Origin of the sequence: Paraburkholderia sp. EG286A (assembly GCF_040965375.1) — a bacterium.
In the GTDB taxonomy this organism is placed as follows: Bacteria; Pseudomonadota; Gammaproteobacteria; order Burkholderiales; family Burkholderiaceae; genus Paraburkholderia.
The window spans coordinates 224,842-237,584 of the sequence record NZ_JBFRCB010000001.1 but is presented as its reverse complement, the minus strand read 5'-3'; the positions used below and the strand labels follow the sequence as shown (position 1 = coordinate 237,584).

Annotated in this window: 13 protein-coding genes; 7 read left to right on the top strand and 6 right to left on the bottom strand. The window is 64.4% G+C overall.

Going from position 1 to position 12,743, the window contains the following annotated elements; genetic code table 11:
* Positions 1 to 16: 16 nt before the first annotated feature.
* Positions 17 to 826 carry a gamma-glutamyl-gamma-aminobutyrate hydrolase family protein gene (locus tag AB4Y35_RS01135; RefSeq protein ID WP_368703019.1) on the bottom strand — a complete coding sequence of 270 codons (810 nt, stop codon included), beginning with the start codon at positions 824 to 826 and terminating at the stop codon, positions 17 to 19.
* A gap of 278 nt (positions 827 to 1,104) precedes the next feature.
* A complete protein-coding gene (locus AB4Y35_RS01130) occupies positions 1,105 to 1,329 on the bottom strand; it encodes a hypothetical protein (protein ID WP_236596917.1) in 225 nt (74 codons plus the stop codon).
* A 445-nt stretch (positions 1,330 to 1,774) separates the two neighbouring features.
* On the opposite strand from AB4Y35_RS01130, the gene AB4Y35_RS01125 reads away from it, so the two are divergent.
* Together AB4Y35_RS01125 and AB4Y35_RS01120 are read left to right on the top strand one after the other, a co-directional pair.
* Positions 1,775 to 2,326, top strand: coding sequence for a cupin domain-containing protein (locus AB4Y35_RS01125; RefSeq protein WP_368688655.1), 552 nt, complete (start codon positions 1,775 to 1,777; stop codon positions 2,324 to 2,326).
* Between the two features lie 80 nt (positions 2,327 to 2,406).
* On the top strand, positions 2,407 to 3,897 hold the full coding sequence (locus tag AB4Y35_RS01120; protein WP_368703018.1) for an aldehyde dehydrogenase: 1,491 nt from the start codon (positions 2,407 to 2,409) through the stop codon (positions 3,895 to 3,897).
* A gap of 19 nt (positions 3,898 to 3,916) precedes the next feature.
* Here AB4Y35_RS01120 and AB4Y35_RS01115 read toward each other — a convergent pair whose 3' ends face one another.
* Entirely contained in the window at positions 3,917 to 4,360 is a 444-nt protein-coding gene (locus AB4Y35_RS01115) for a MarR family transcriptional regulator (protein WP_342919094.1), read from the bottom strand.
* Between the two features lie 224 nt (positions 4,361 to 4,584).
* Here AB4Y35_RS01115 and AB4Y35_RS01110 point away from each other — a divergent pair, with 224 nt between their 5' ends.
* The 3 genes from AB4Y35_RS01110 to AB4Y35_RS01100 all read left to right on the top strand — a co-directional run bounded on the left by AB4Y35_RS01110 (position 4,585) and on the right by AB4Y35_RS01100 (position 7,350).
* Complete coding sequence (locus AB4Y35_RS01110; protein ID WP_368703815.1) at positions 4,585 to 6,072, top strand: DHA2 family efflux MFS transporter permease subunit; 1,488 nt, start codon at positions 4,585 to 4,587, stop codon at positions 6,070 to 6,072.
* Between the two features lie 69 nt (positions 6,073 to 6,141).
* On the top strand, positions 6,142 to 7,083 hold the full coding sequence (locus AB4Y35_RS01105; RefSeq protein ID WP_368703017.1) for an AEC family transporter: 942 nt from the start codon (positions 6,142 to 6,144) through the stop codon (positions 7,081 to 7,083).
* Between the two features lie 63 nt (positions 7,084 to 7,146).
* On the top strand, positions 7,147 to 7,350 hold the full coding sequence (locus AB4Y35_RS01100; protein WP_368699019.1) for a glycine zipper 2TM domain-containing protein: 204 nt from the start codon (positions 7,147 to 7,149) through the stop codon (positions 7,348 to 7,350).
* Positions 7,351 to 7,365: 15 nt separating this feature from the next.
* Here AB4Y35_RS01100 and AB4Y35_RS01095 read toward each other — a convergent pair whose 3' ends face one another.
* The 3 genes from AB4Y35_RS01095 to AB4Y35_RS01085 all read right to left on the bottom strand — a co-directional run bounded on the left by AB4Y35_RS01095 (position 7,366) and on the right by AB4Y35_RS01085 (position 10,528).
* Positions 7,366 to 8,211 carry a carbohydrate ABC transporter permease gene (locus AB4Y35_RS01095; RefSeq protein WP_324140996.1) on the bottom strand — a complete coding sequence of 282 codons (846 nt, stop codon included), beginning with the start codon at positions 8,209 to 8,211 and terminating at the stop codon, positions 7,366 to 7,368.
* Positions 8,208 to 9,113: a carbohydrate ABC transporter permease gene (locus tag AB4Y35_RS01090; RefSeq protein WP_368703016.1), complete on the bottom strand. Its 906-nt coding sequence runs from the start codon at positions 9,111 to 9,113 to the stop codon at positions 8,208 to 8,210. Before AB4Y35_RS01090 ends, AB4Y35_RS01095 begins: the two co-directional genes overlap by 4 nt.
* A 182-nt stretch (positions 9,114 to 9,295) precedes the next feature.
* On the bottom strand, positions 9,296 to 10,528 hold the full coding sequence (locus AB4Y35_RS01085; protein WP_324140994.1) for a sugar ABC transporter substrate-binding protein: 1,233 nt from the start codon (positions 10,526 to 10,528) through the stop codon (positions 9,296 to 9,298).
* Between the two features lie 301 nt (positions 10,529 to 10,829).
* Here AB4Y35_RS01085 and AB4Y35_RS01080 point away from each other — a divergent pair, with 301 nt between their 5' ends.
* Together AB4Y35_RS01080 and AB4Y35_RS01075 are read left to right on the top strand one after the other, a co-directional pair.
* Positions 10,830 to 11,612, top strand: a complete 783-nt coding sequence (locus tag AB4Y35_RS01080; RefSeq protein ID WP_368703015.1) for an SDR family oxidoreductase — start codon at positions 10,830 to 10,832, stop codon at positions 11,610 to 11,612.
* Positions 11,613 to 11,671: 59 nt separating this feature from the next.
* Positions 11,672 to 12,733, top strand: a complete 1,062-nt coding sequence (locus AB4Y35_RS01075; protein WP_368703014.1) for an ABC transporter ATP-binding protein — start codon at positions 11,672 to 11,674, stop codon at positions 12,731 to 12,733.
* The last annotated feature ends 10 nt before the right edge of the window (positions 12,734 to 12,743 follow it).

Sequence of the window (12,743 nt, the reverse complement as noted above, 5' to 3'; positions counted from 1 at the left end):
TCTGTATGGGCCGGCATCAGGCGTGGGCGGCGCGCGGCGCATGCGCCACGTCGAGTCCGGCCCCGCCCGGTATTCGGGCCAGCATGTGGTTGCGGCAGGCTTCGCCGAACGCGCGGAAGATGGCGGTGGACAGTGCGTCGTCGGCGTACTTCCATTCGGGGTGCCACTGCACGCCAAGTGCAAAACCGGGTGCGTTCGCGACGCTCACGGCTTCGATAAGGCCGTCGGGTGCGAATGCCTCGGCCACGAGGCCCGCGCCCAGCCGTTCGATGCCCTGACCGTGCAGCGAATTCACGCGGGCTTCGCGCGCGCCGCCCGCAAGCTGTTGCAGCACACCGCCTTCCACGAGCTTCAACGCATGCGCCGGACCGTATTGCGTGTCGAGCGGATCGTCCTTGTTCTCGCGATGGTCGTCGTAGCGCGCAACGTTGTGCACCTGCTGATGGAGCGTGCCGCCGAACACCACGTTCATCTCCTGGAAGCCGCGGCAGATGGCGAGCACCGGCACGCCGGCCTCGATCGCGGCGCGCATGAGCGGCAGCGTGGTGGCGTCGCGAGCGGGGTCGTGCAGCGTGCCGCTCTCGCTCGCCGCGCCGCCATAACGATGCGGCTCGACGTTCGAATAGCTGCCCGTGAAAAGCAGTCCGTCCACGGCTTCGAGAATGTCGGCCGCCGCCTGCCGCTCGCCCAGGGCGGGCAGCACGAATGCGAGCGCGCCTGCTCCATCCACAGCCGCGGCGATGTACTTCTCACCGGCAACATGTGACGCGTGCGGTCCCATCATCGTGCGGTCGGCAGTAACGCCAACTACTGGTCTGGTTCGCATGACTAATGATTCGCTTGCTTGCCCGTGCGCCAGGTGTCGGCGCTACGGGCGTGACATGACCTTGCAGCCTTGCGGGACGCAAAACTACAAACCCTGTGTGCTCCGCGCGGCGGCGCTAACGGATGGCGCTGCGCGTGGAGATCATGTAGGCGGTTCGTTTCTTGCCGTTGTGAGGCGCGACGGTGTTCAGGCGTGCGCAGCCATATCGCGAAGGCGCGACAGGACACTTCGCGAACCAACGACGGCGAAGAAAACGAACGGCGCGGGAGGGAGAGGCGCTAGGGCAGAAGCGACGCGACTTCGTCCGTGTGGACGGCAATGAAGGCGCGTGCGGAGACCGAGTTGTGACGCCGCACAGAGCGGCGGGAAAGGATCGTGAAGACGGACAGGAACAGGCGAGAGGCAAGCCTGCCGCTACTGCCGTCGGCGATGGCGGTGCAGTCACTGCGAAGACACCTCGCATGACTACGATCCCACCTCACCAGAGGGCCACGGACTCTCACAATAACACTCGACTGGTTGCGTTGAAAAAGGCGTTTGGTTCAAGCATTCAAGGTCGCCAATTTGAGTAATGCATTAAACATTGAACGACATCGATGTATTGCTTTCCAAACTGAGCCGACTCGCTATGTTTCTCGCATAAAACGCGCTTTTTGCGTTGCAATGCGGCAGAAACGATGTTGTGTTCGACCTGTAGTTCAGCATATACGAGTCAAAAAGGGCGTCAATTATTTTTTCAAGTTTTTGATGTCAGCACTTTCCCCGAGAGCCTTGTGAAATAGCACGCTGTGCGAAATATCGGCTCCTGCACTTATATTTCGAATAACTTACAGGGGTTTGTACTGACGCAAAATAAAGCAAACTGATTAGAATATTCAACACGTCCACCGCGCCCTGTCTACGCGCGCTCACTGCCAACGGTCCTTCATCGTGTCCGAGTCCGCCTCTGTGTCATCCGAAGTCGCCACGCGCCTGCGCTATGTCCGCAAACGCTATGGCTTGTCGCAGCGCGAACTCGCCAAGCGCGCAGGCGTGACCAATGGTGCGATCTCGCTGATCGAGCAAAGTCGCGTCAGTCCCTCTGTGGGCTCGCTCAAGAAACTGCTCGAATGCATTCCGATGAGCCTCGCCGAATTCTTCACATTCGACCTGACCGAAGGGACAGAAGTCGTGTCGCGGCGCGGCGAAATGCCGAACCTCGGCAACGCGTCGATCGAGTTCTATCTGGCCGGCGCGAATGTGAAAGATCGCAACATGGGCATCATGCGCGAGGTCTATCAGCCGCTTGCCGATACCGGCCCTGAAATGCTGGCGCACGCGGGGCACGAAGGCGGCGTGGTGGTCGCCGGACAACTCGAGCTGACCGTAGACGGCACGACCTGGCTGCTCGACCCCGGAGACAGTTACTACTTCGAAAGCCGCTTCCCGCACCGGTTTCGCAATCCCAGCGCGAACGAAGTCTGCGAAGTGGTGTCGGCCAATTCGCCGCCCACCTTCTGACTCCCTGATCGCGCGAACCCGTTTCACCTGATGCCGCATTGCGGCATGCGAGGTGGATCGCAAATCATTGAGGCATCCTGATGGAAAAGAAAACTTTCACTTACTGGCAGGACAAGGCCGCGACGCTTTCGATCGAAGGCCGCGCATTCATCGACGGCGCGTATCGCGATGCGTATTCGGGCCGCACGTTCGATTGCGTGAGCCCGATCGACGGCCGCGTGCTCGCCAGCGTGGCCGATTGCGGCGCAGCCGATGTCGATGCCGCGGTGGGCGCCGCTCGGCGCGCGTTCGACGAAGGGGTTTGGGCCGGCCTGAATCCGCGTGCGCGCAAGGCCGTTCTGCTGCGCTGGGCCGCGCTCATGCGCGAGCATCTCGACGAACTCGCGCTGCTCGAAACGCTCGACGCAGGCAAGCCCATTGGCGACACGACGACCGTGGATGTGCCGGGCGCAGCTTATTGCGTGGAATGGTTCGCGGAAGCCATCGACAAGGTGGGCGGCGAAGTCGTGCCCGCCGATCATCATCTCGTGGGCCTCGTCACGCGCGAGCCCATTGGCGTGGTCGCTGCCGTCGTGCCGTGGAATTTCCCGATCCTGATGGCCTCGTGGAAGTTCGGACCCGCGCTCGCGGCGGGCAACAGCGTTGTGCTCAAGCCTTCGGAGAAGTCGCCGCTCACGGCCATTCGCGTGGCGCAACTCGCACACGAGGCCGGCATTCCGGCGGGCGTGTTCAACGTGCTGCCCGGTGGCGGAGAGCCCGGCAAGCTGCTCGGCCTGCATCGCGACGTGGACTGCATCGCGTTCACGGGCTCGACGAACGTGGGCAAGCAGATCATGCAGTACGCGGGCCAGTCGAACCTCAAACGCGTGTGGCTCGAGCTGGGCGGCAAGTCGCCCAACATCGTGCTGCACGACTGCCCGGATCTCGACCGTGCGGCGCGCGCGGCGGCGGGCGCGATCTTCTACAACATGGGCGAAATGTGTACGGCGGGTTCGCGTCTGCTGGTCCATCACGAGATCAAGGACGTATTCCTTGCGAAGCTCGTCGAGGCCGCGAAGGCCTATAAGCCTGGCAATCCTCTCGATCCGGAGGTGTCGATGGGCGCGATCATCGACAAGATTCAGCTGGAGCGGGTGCTTGGCTATATCGAGGCCGGCCGCAAGGACTCGAAGCTGCTGACCGGCGGCGAACGCGTCAATGCCGAGGGTGGCGGCTTCTACGTGGAGCCCACGGTGTTCGATACGCATCACGACACGAAGATCGCACGCGAGGAGATCTTCGGGCCGGTGCTGTCGGTCATCACGTTCAGCACGATCGACGAAGCGGTGCGCATTGCCAACGACAGTGACTATGGGCTCGCGGCGGCCGTCTGGACCGCGAACCTCACGCACGCGCATGAGATTTCGCGCAGGCTGCGCGCGGGCACGGTGTGGGTGAACTGCTACGACGAAGGCGGGGACATGAACTTCCCGTTCGGCGGCTTCAAGGAATCCGGCAACGGTCGCGACAAGTCTTTGCACGCGCTCGAGAAGTACACGGAACTCAAGTCCACGCTCGTGCGGCTGCGATAACGCGAGCTATCGCTGCGGGTTACCGTTCCACCAGCGCGCCGAGATTGGCGCGCACCCGCTGAAGCATCGTGCCGAACTGCTCGGCTTCTTCAGGCGTGAAGCCCGCCAGGGCTTCCGCCTGGACTTCGTCGCCCACGCGGCGTGCGCCCGTGAGCACGCCTGCCGCCCTGGGCGTCAGGCTCACCAGCAATTCGCGGCGGTCGTCCGGGTTGGGCGTGCGCACGACCCAGCCGCCTTCTTCCATGCGCTCGAGCAGCCGCCCTGCGGAAATGGGCGCCACTTCCAGCAGTTCGGCGAGGCGCGCCTGGTTCATGTCGCCGTAGTGCGCGAGGTACGCGATCATGCGGCACTGCGCGCGCGTGAGTTCGAGCGACGACTTCGCAAGCTCGTCGTAACGTTTGCCATAGAGCCGGCCCACGTCGACGACCAGGAAGCCAAAGCGCTTTTCGAGGTCGGTAGTCATCGCGCGATTATACGGGCGCACGGCTCGCGCCTTCTCACGAGCGTCCCCTGCCTGGCGATACCGATTGCGTCGGCGGGTGCGAGTCGTATAATAAGCAGGCTTATTAATTTGACGCGCTCCGCCCCCCCAATCACGCTAATCGCACGATGACCGCAGTCATGCAGGACGGCGCCGCCGCGCAGCATCGGGCAGACGCTGGCAAGGAAGCCCCGCTCAATCGCGGCATGATCACGCTCTCGATCATGCTCGCCACGCTGATGCAGACGCTGGACAGCACGATCGCCAATGTCGCGCTGCCGCACATGCAGGGCACGCTGTCTGCCTCCCAGGACGAGATCACCTGGGTGCTCACCTCGTATATCGTCGCGGCCGCCATTGCCACGCCGCTCACGGGCTGGCTCGCCGACCGCTACGGCGTCAAGCGGCTGCTTGGCGTGGCGATTGCGGGCTTCACCGTGGCCTCGGCGCTGTGCGGGCTTTCCGAAACGCTCGGCGAGATCGTCGCTTCGCGGCTGCTGCAGGGCGTGTTCGGCGCGTCGCTCGTGCCGCTCTCGCAGTCCATTCTTCTCGACATCAATCCGCGCGAGCGCCAGGGGCAGGCCATGGCCGTGTGGGGCATGGGCGTGATGGTCGGCCCCGTGCTCGGGCCGACGCTGGGCGGCTGGCTCACGGACAGCTACAACTGGCGTTGGGTGTTCTTCATCAACGTGCCGGTGGGCCTGTTTGCGTTCTTTGGCGTCTCGACCTTCATGCCCGCGCGCGTGCCCGGCCGCACGCAGCGCTTCGACGTGTTCGGCTTCGCCACGCTTGCGCTCGCCATCGGCGCGCTGCAGGCCTTGCTCGACCGCGGCGAGCAGCTCGACTGGTTCGGCTCGCTGGAGATCCGCATCGAAGCGCTGGTGGCGGTCATTGCCTTTGCGTTCTTCGTCGTGCATACGGCCACTTCGGGGCCCGGCACGTTCTTTCGCTACCAGTTGCTCAAGGACCGCAACTTCGCCACGGGCACGCTCTTCATCTTCGTGATCGGCGCGGTGCTCTACGCCACGCGCGCGCTGCTGCCGCCCATGCTGCAGAACCTCATGGGCTATCCGGTCGCGACCACCGGGCTCGTGACTGCGCCGAGCGGCGCGGGCACCATGGTCGCCATGCTGATAGCGGGACGCATATTGAAACGCGTGGACGCGCGCATCATGCTGCTGTTCGGTTTCGTGATCTCCGCCTACGCGCTCTGGCAGATGATGCAGTACACGCTCGTGCTGTCGCCCTCGGATATCGTGTGGCCGGGCGTGGTGCAGGGCTTTGGCCTCGGCTTCGTGTTCGTGCCGCTTTCCGCGCTGACGTTCTCGACGCTGACACCGCAACTGCGCGCGGATGGCACGGCCACCTATAGCCTCATGCGCAACATCGGCAGCAGTATCGGCATTTCGATCGTGCAGACTTTCGTCACGCGCGGTGCGCAGGTCGCGCACTCGGACCTCGCCGCAAACATCACGCCGTTCAATCCGGCGGTTCAGCAGATGCTCGAAAGCGGTTCGCGGTACGATCTCGCCTTGCTCAACCAGTCGATCACGCAGCAAGCCCAGATGATCGCGTATCTGAACGACTTCAAGATGATGTTCGTGGCGACGCTGCTCGTGATTCCGCTGCTCTTTCTGATCCGCACCGGCCCGAGCGCCGCCACCGTCGATACGAGTCACGCGGCGATGGATTAGCGGAACGGTTCGTCTTCCGTTTGACCCTGGCGCGCGGCACTCCCGCGCGCTTTGCATTCACGAATCCCGATGCTTTCTGCCGTTTCCATTCTCCTGCCGGTTTTCGGCCTCATTTTCGCGGGCTTCGCCTGCCGTCGCACGAATGTCCTCGGCCCCGCTGCGGCTTCCGAGCTGAACCGCTTCGTCGTGTGGCTCGCGCTTCCCGCGCTGCTCTTCGATATCCTTGCGCATGCAACGTGGCACGAGCTTTATCAGCCGGCGTTCGTTGCTGCATTCGGTCTTGCCGGGCTCGCCGTGTTCGTCGCCGTGGTGGGCGCGCGCGTGTTCCTCGGCCGCCCGCTTGCGGATGCGAGCATCGACGGGCTTGCTGCCGCGTATCCGAATACCGGCTACGTGGGCTTCCCGCTGTGCATGATCGCCTTCGGGCCGTCGAGCCTCACGCCCACGACCATCGCGACGATCCTCGTGGTCTGTGTGCTGTTCGCCATCGCCATCGTGCTGATCGAAACGGGACTGCAAAGCGAGCGGCGTCCGCACCGGCTCGCCATCAAGGTCGTGCGCTCGCTCCTGCGCAATCCGCTGCTGGTCGCGCCGGCGCTGGGGGCGGTCGTTTCGGCCGCGCATGTCACGCTGCCTGCCAGCGCGGAAACGTTCCTCAAGCTGCTGGGCGGCGCGGCGAGCCCGTGTGCGCTCGTCAGCCTCGGGCTCTTTCTCGCCGAACGCCGCGGGAGCGGCGAGGCGCCGCGTGAGTCGTCGTGGTGGCTCACGCTCTGCAAGCTCGTCGCGCAGCCGCTGCTCACGTGGTGGCTGGCCGATCGCGTATTCGGGCTGTCTGACCAGCTCGTGGAGATCGCGGTGTTGCTCGCGGCGCTGCCCACGGGCACCGGCCCGTTCATGCTCGCCGAGTACTACCGGCGCGAGGCGCACGTCACTTCGCGCACCATTTTGCATTCCACGCTCGGTTCGCTCGTCACGCTCACGCTGATCCTGCTGCACCTGCACCACGGCTGAAAGCCGGCGCGGCACGATGCTTGCTGGCATGAAAGCCAGGACCATCGATCAGGAGAATCGGCGATGAACTGGCTACGACGCTTAAGCGCCGCGCGCGCCTCACTCGTCATCACCGTCGTGCTCACCGCAGCGGGCACGGGAGCCTGCACGCTGGGCGGCGCCGCCGCGGGCGGCTATATCGGCAACCGGGCCACCAACGGCAGCGCGGTCGGCACCGTGGGCGGTGCCGTGGCCGGCGGCGTGATCGGCCATGAGCTGGGCAAGTAGGCGCGAGACTTCCTGTTACTTCACCGCGCCTAGCGCGAGCCCCTTCACCATGTAGCGCTGCAGCCAGGCGAACACCACGGACACCGGCAGCGTGGCCGCGAGCGTCGCCGCCATGACGAGTTGCCATTCCACTGTGTATTTGCCGGCCACCATGTCGGTGACCTGCACCGTGAGCGTCTTGTTTTCGGGCGAGCGGATCAGCGTGTAGACCACGGCGAACTCATTCCACGCGCTGATGAACGTGAAGATCGCCGTGACCACCACGGCCGGCACCGCGAGCGGCAGGAACACGCGGAACACGGCGCCCGTGCGGCTGCAGCCTTCGAGCCACGCCGATTCTTCGAGATCGCGCGGCACAGTCTGGAAATACGACGACAGCATCCACACGGCGAACGCGATATTGAACGCCGCATAAGAGACGATCACGCCGATCTTCGAATCGACGAGATTGCCGTCGCCGTACGGAATCATCGCGGCGAGCCGGAACAGGCCGACCACGAGCAGGATGGGCGAGAGCATCTGCGTGACGAGCAGGAACTGGCGGTACAGGCCGCGCCCGCGGAACGGAAAGCGCGCGAGCGCGTAGGCGGCCGGCAGGCTCACGGCGAGCGCGAGCGCCGTGGAAAGACAGCTCACCACGATGCTGTTGCGCAGCGCGACGCCGAAGTTCGCGGCCTGCCACATGTCGACGTAGTTTTGCCAGCGCCACTGCATGGGCAGCCAGCGCGCCGGGAACACGAACACTTCCGAAGCCGGCTTGAACGAGGTGAAGAACATCACCGCGAACGGGAACAGCACGGCCACGACGAGCGGCGAGAGCGCGAGCCAGCACCAGATCGAGCGTTTGAGCTTGCGGTTCATGCCAGGTCTCCTTCGGCGCTGCCGCGTTTTGCCTGCAGGCGCAGGTAGACCACCGAGAAGGCGAACAGGATGACGAGCATGATGAGCGAGACGGCGGCAGCTTCGCCAGGTCGTCCTAACCGGAAGCCGAGTTCGTAAAGGTACGTAACGAGAATATGCGTGCTGTCGTCGGGGCCGCCTTGCGTCATCACCCAGATGATCGGGAACGAGTTGAACACGTAGATCACGTTCAGCAGGACCGCCATGTTGATGAACGGCTTGAGCAGCGGCAGCGTGAGCTGGCGGAACTGCTGCCAGGCGCTTGCGCCGTCGATGCGCGCGGCTTCGTAGATATCGCCCGGCACCGAGGAAAGGCCGCCCAGCAGGATCGTGGTCGTGAAGGGGATCGAGACGAGTATGCCCACGCAGATCTCGACAGGGAACGCATACTCGGGCGTCGCGAGCCAGTGGATCGGCCCGGAAACGAGGCCGAGGCGTTGCAGCGTGACGTTGACCATGCCGTAGTCGTCGTTGAACGCCCAGCGCCAGACCACGGCCGTCATCGTGAGCGAGACGGACCACGGCAGCATGACGATCGTGCGCGCAATGCCGCGGCCGTAAAAGTCCTGATTGAGCACGAGCGCGACCGGCACGGAAATCCCGACCGTCCCCACCACGACGAAGAATGTCCAGATCAGCGTGTTCCTCAGGGCGCTCATGAACACCGGGTCGCCGAACACGTTATAGAAGTTCTGCAGGCCGCTGAAGTCGCGAATCTGCCCGAAGCGCGACACATCGTGCAGCGACTGATACACGATGTTGAAGATCGGATAGCTGATGATGAAGAGCGCGAGCACGAGACTCGGCACGATCAGGAGCCAGGGCGCGCGGGGCGCGGAAACGGCGCGGGGTTGTCGGCTCATGCGGGTTCGTGCGCGTGATCGGTCGGGGGCATCGCCGGCCGGTGCTGTGGCGGGCGAGGGCTTCAGGGGACCCGTAGTCATGTCGAATCGTCAGTGCTTCGAAACGTCGGTTCTGAGGCGCTCCGGCGCGCGCCGGAAAGTTCGGGCGCGCCGGGGTTGCCATCAAGGCTTGTTTGCCAGACTTACTTGCCGAGCGACTTGTTCGCTTCGGTGGCCGCCTGGTTCAGCGCATCGGCCGGCTTGGCCTTGCCGAGGTAGACCGACTGCATCGCGTTGGTCACGGCCTTGGCGGTGTCTTCCCAGCCCGTCACGGTCGGCGCGAACTTCGCATGCGGCAGCAGCGCGATGAAGGCTTGCGTGTCCGGATTCTGGAAAGCCGGGTCGCTCGCTTCAGCCTTGGTGGTCGGCAGGAAGCCTTCCGTGCTCGTGAACTGCACGCGCGGTTCCTTCGTGAACAGGAAGTCCAGGAACTTCCAGGCGCTCTTCTTCACCTTGGAGTTCTTGAACATCATGATCGAGTCGGTCACCGCGTAGGTGGCGGGCGTCGTGGCTACCGGGATCGGGTCGATGCCGTACTTGATGTTCGGTGCTTCCTTCTGCAACTGCTTGGCGAGGAACGGCGCCGAGATCATCATTGCCACGCGGCCCTGCTTGAAGAGGTTCTGCACGTCTTCACGGCTGTAGCCCGTCACGCCCGGCTGCGTGAGACCTTCGTCGATCATGCTCTTGTAGAGCGTCGCGGCCTTCACGCCAGCCGGCGAGTTGAATGCCGCCTTGCCGTCCTTGCCCACCACTTCGCCGCCGTGCGTCCACAGCGCGTAGTAGAAATACACGTCGGTTTCGATTTCCTTGCCTTGCAGACCGAAGCCCGCAATGCCCTTCGCCTTCAGTTTCTTCGAGGCGTCGATCACGTCGTTCCAGGTCTTCGGGCCTTGCGGATAGCCAACCGAAGCGAGCATGTCCTTGTTGTAGTACAGCGCGCGCGCCGAAGCGGCGATCGGCAGGCCGTAGGTCTTGCCGTTGATTTGACCCGGGGCCAGGAACGGACCGATGAAGCGGCCCTTGAAGTTCGCGTCCATGTACGGGTCGAGCGGCTCGGCAATGTCGTCCTTCACGAAGTCGAGCAGCCACCGCGTGCCGATGATCGCGAGGTCGGCGTTGGCGCCGCCGGAGATGTCCGTTTGCAGCTTCTGTTGCAGCGAGTCCCAGTTCACGTCTTCGATCTTGATCGTGATGCCGGGATTGGCGGCCTCGAACTGCTTGGCCATTTTCTCGAAGTACGGGGCGGTGGCGTCGCTGTAGTGGGCGACGGTCACGCGGACCGTATCGGCGTGCGCCGCGGCGGTGATGCCGGCGAACGCTAGCGCGACGGCGAGCTTGCCGAGCATGGTGGTTGCACGTGCCTGAAACGACATTCTCTTTCTCCTTGGTGGTTGTTCCTGCGCTTTTTCCACTAGTGCCGCCGCCTTGACCCGGCTGCTGGGTTGCGTTGTTTGAAAAAATCCTACAGGATGAAAAAAGCGTTGTCACCTGGTAAACTCGATATTGTTTCGAGCGCAGAAATTTGCATAACATGCTGTAAAACAGGGGAAATTCATGCGCTGCAGCAGCGCGGCGCGCTCGGTATAAACCCGCATACGGACCACGGTTAGTCATTCGTATGTAGGAAATTTTCAGGCTCTCCGGCAAGACTGGCGGGCCGCACGGAGAGTCGACATGAGCCGGGTGGTGCTGGTGACGGGCGCGAGCGGCGGCATAGGCCGCGCGCTGTGCAAACGGTTTCTGGAAGCGGGCGACACGGTGCTCGCGCTCGACCGCGACGCGGCGGGCGTGCAACAGCTCGCGGCCGAATTCGGCGAAGCGGGTGCCGCGCGCCTCGAACCGCTTGCCGCCGACGTGAGCGATCAGTCCGCAGTGACCGCAGCCGTAGAGCGCGGCGTGGCGGCGCGCGGCCCGGTGGACGTTGCCGTGGCGAACGCGGGCGGCGCGCTCGGCACGACGCTCGCGCATACCGACGCCGCGAGCTGGCGGCGCGACATCGACCTGAACCTGAACGGGACCTACTACACGGTCGAAGCCGTGCGCGCCTCGATGATCGAGCGCCGGCGCGGCGCGCTCGTGCTGATCGGCTCGGTGAACGGCCTGTCGGCGCTCGGCCACCCCGCGTACAGCGCGGCGAAGGCGGGCCTCGTGAGCTACACGAAGGCGCTCGCCATGGAGCTGGGCCCGCACGGCATACGCGCGAACATCGTTTGCCCCGGCACGGTGAAGACGCCCGCGTGGCGCGCGCGTGTCGAGCAGCATCCGAAGATCTTCGAAGAACTAAGCAAGTGGTATCCGCTTGGCGACGTGGCCACGCCCGAGGACATCGCCGACGCCGTGCAGTTTCTCGCCTCGCCGCAGGCGCGCGTGATCACGGGCGTGGCGCTGCCCGTGGACGCGGGCCTCATGGCGGGCAACCGGATGATGGCGAACGAACTGACGCTCGATCCGTTCTGAGGCGCGCGCGGCGCATTGACCTGAGCGACCTGAAAAGACTTCACGCAAACGAGGACAGCATGGCAGCGGTACAACTGAACGGCATCTACAAGCGCTATGGCGACACCCAGGTCGTGCACGGCGTCGACCTCGACATCGAAGACGGCGAATTCGTCGTGCTCGTCGGCCCCTCGGGTTGCGGCAAGACCACGGTGATGCGCATGATCGCCGGCCTCGAAGACATCTCCGGCGGCGACCTCACCATCGGCGGCACGCGCGCCAACGCGCTGCCGCCGCAGCAGCGCAACATCTCGATGGTGTTCCAGAGCTACGCGCTCTACCCGCATCTGTCGGTGTACGACAACATCGCGTTCGGTCCGCGCATCCGCAAGGAGCGCGAGGACGGGTTCAAGCCGCGCATCGAAGCCGCCGCGAAAATGCTCAATCTGTCGAGCTACCTGGAGCGCCTGCCGCGCGCACTCTCGGGCGGCCAGCGCCAGCGCGTCGCCATGGGCCGCGCCGTGGTGCGCGAGCCCGCGCTGTTCCTCTTCGACGAGCCGCTTTCCAACCTCGACGCCAAGCTGCGCGTGCAGATGCGCACCGAGATCAAGGCGCTGCATCAGCGTCTGCGCAACACGGTGGTGTACGTCACGCACGACCAGATCGAGGCGATGACGATGGCCGACCGCATCGTCGTGATGAACGCGGGGCGCATCGAGCAGATCGGCCGCCCGCTCGACCTCTACGACAAACCGGGCAATCTGTTCGTGGCGAGCTTCCTCGGCTCGCCTTCGATGAACTTCGCCGAGGGCACGGTGATGAGCGACGCGCGCGGCACGGCGCTCGTGCTCGAAGACGGTGTGCGTATTGCGTTGCCGGAAGGCAAGGCCCAGGCGGGCGCGCGCGTGACGCTCGGTGTGCGGCCCGAGCACATCGAGGCGGGCGGCGACGTGCCGTTCAACGTCGACGTGATCGAGCCGACTGGCGCGGAGACCCACTTGTACGGGAAAATAGGCGAGACGACATGGTGCGTCACGACACGCGCGCGCCCGGACGTTTCTCCGGGCCAGCGCATGACGCTAGGTTTGCCTCTGGCGCACCTGCATCTGTTCGATACTGAAAGCGGCAAGCGGCTCGATTGAAGCGGAAGCA